The 1,691-nt window shown below is 49.8% G+C and carries 1 protein-coding gene and 1 pseudogene; one reads left to right on the top strand and one right to left on the bottom strand.

Features of this window, described 5'->3' with window-relative positions; all coding sequences use genetic code 11:
• Window positions 1-42 precede the first annotated feature (42 nt).
• Window positions 43-429 (bottom strand): annotated as a pseudogene (locus tag GJV78_RS22575) (IS3 family transposase); the annotation flags it as partial.
• A gap of 70 nt (window positions 430-499) precedes the next feature.
• Between GJV78_RS22575 and GJV78_RS22580 the strand changes: the two are divergent.
• A complete protein-coding gene (locus GJV78_RS22580; RefSeq protein ID WP_155110296.1) occupies window positions 500-1,651 on the top strand; it encodes an IS30 family transposase in 1,152 nt (383 codons plus the stop codon).
• Window positions 1,652-1,691: the final 40 nt, after the last annotated feature.

Consider the following 1,691-nt stretch of genomic DNA (forward strand, 5'->3'; position numbering starts at 1 on the left):
CCAGCTTCACTTCGTCAATACGGTTCTCGCTGTACGCTTACCCTGGTTTGCGCTTTCCGGGGCAAACCGACGTTTCAGCAGATTCGGCGAGGCCGGAGATGCCTCACGCACGCCCCGGTAAATATGCTTTCCGGGCTGTCGGCTTTCCAGACCACATTCCTGCATCAGCCTGCGGGCCAGCCAGCGTCCCACTCCATAACCTGAGCGACGCATCAGCAGGCTCAGGGTCCGGCTTCCGGCTGAACCCCGACTCTGTTGATGGAGCTCCCGCGCACGACTTCTCAGATGCAGCCGGGTTATATCGACCTGTGATTTCAGCGCGTAGTAAACGCTGCGCGTTATTTTCAGCAGGCGGCAGAGTTCCGCCACTGGCCATTTTGTTTTCAGCCGTGTGATTAACGCACAGATTTGACGGGGATTTCGCTCATCAACATGGCTGTAGATTCAATTGGTCAGCGCAACAGTTATGTGAAAACATGGGGTTGCGGAGGATCTTTGGATGAGACGGACATTTACAGCAAAGGAAAAAGCATCTGTTTTTGAACTGTGGAAGAACGGAACAGGCTTCAGTGAGATAGCTAATATCCTGGGTTCGAAACCAGGAACCATCTTCACTATGTTAAGGGATACTGGCGGTATAAAACCCAATGAGCGCAAGCGGGCTGTGGCTCACCTGACGCTGTCTGAGCGCGAGGAAATACGAGCCGGTTTGTCAGCCAAAATGAGCATTCGTGCGATAGCTACTGCACTAAATCGTAGTCCTTCGACGATCTCACGTGAAGTTCAGCGCAATCGAGGCAGGCGCTATTACAAAGCTGTGGATGCTAATAACCGGGCCAACAGGATGGCGAGAAGACCAAAACCGTGCTTACTGGATCAGAATTTACCGTTGCGAGAGCTTGTTCTGGAAAAGCTGGAGATGAAGTGGTCGCCAGAGCAAATATCAGGATGGTTAAGACGAACGAAGCCGCGTCAAAAAACACTGAGAATATCGTCAGAGACAATTTATAAAACGCTGTATTTTCGTAGTCGTGAAGCACTACACCACCTGAATGTACAGCATCTGCGCCGATCGCACAGCCTACGTCATGGCAGACGCCATACTCGTAAAGGTGAAAGAGGCACCATCAACATAGTAAACGGAACGCCAATCCACGAACGTTCGCGGCATATCGATAACAGACGCTCCCTGGGGCACTGGGAAGGTGATTTGGTGTCAGGTACAAAAAACTCGCATATCGCCACACTTGTAGACCGAAAATCACGCTATACGATCATCCTGAAACTCAGAGGAAAAGACGCTTTCTCGGTGAATCAGGCTCTTACAGAAAAATTCCTGAGCTTACCGCCTGAACTCCGGCAATCACTGACATGGGACAGAGGAATGGAGCTGGCCAGGCATCTGGAATTTACTGGCAGCACGGGAGTTAAAGTTTACTTCTGCGATCCTCAGAGTCCCTGGCAGCGAGGAACAAACGAGAACACTAATGGATTAATCCGACAGTACTTTCCCAAAAAAACCTGCCTTGCCCAATATACTCAACATGAGCTGGATAAAGTCGCAACTCAGCTAAACAACAGGCCAAGAAAGACACTGAAGTTCAAAACACCGAAAGAGATAATTGAAAGGAGTGTTGCGTTGACAGATTGAAGGGAGTGTTAGAAATTCTGTGTCATTCCAGTAATATACA

Source organism: Intestinirhabdus alba, from assembly GCF_009711095.1.
GTDB classification, from domain to species: domain Bacteria; phylum Pseudomonadota; class Gammaproteobacteria; order Enterobacterales; family Enterobacteriaceae; genus Intestinirhabdus; species Intestinirhabdus alba.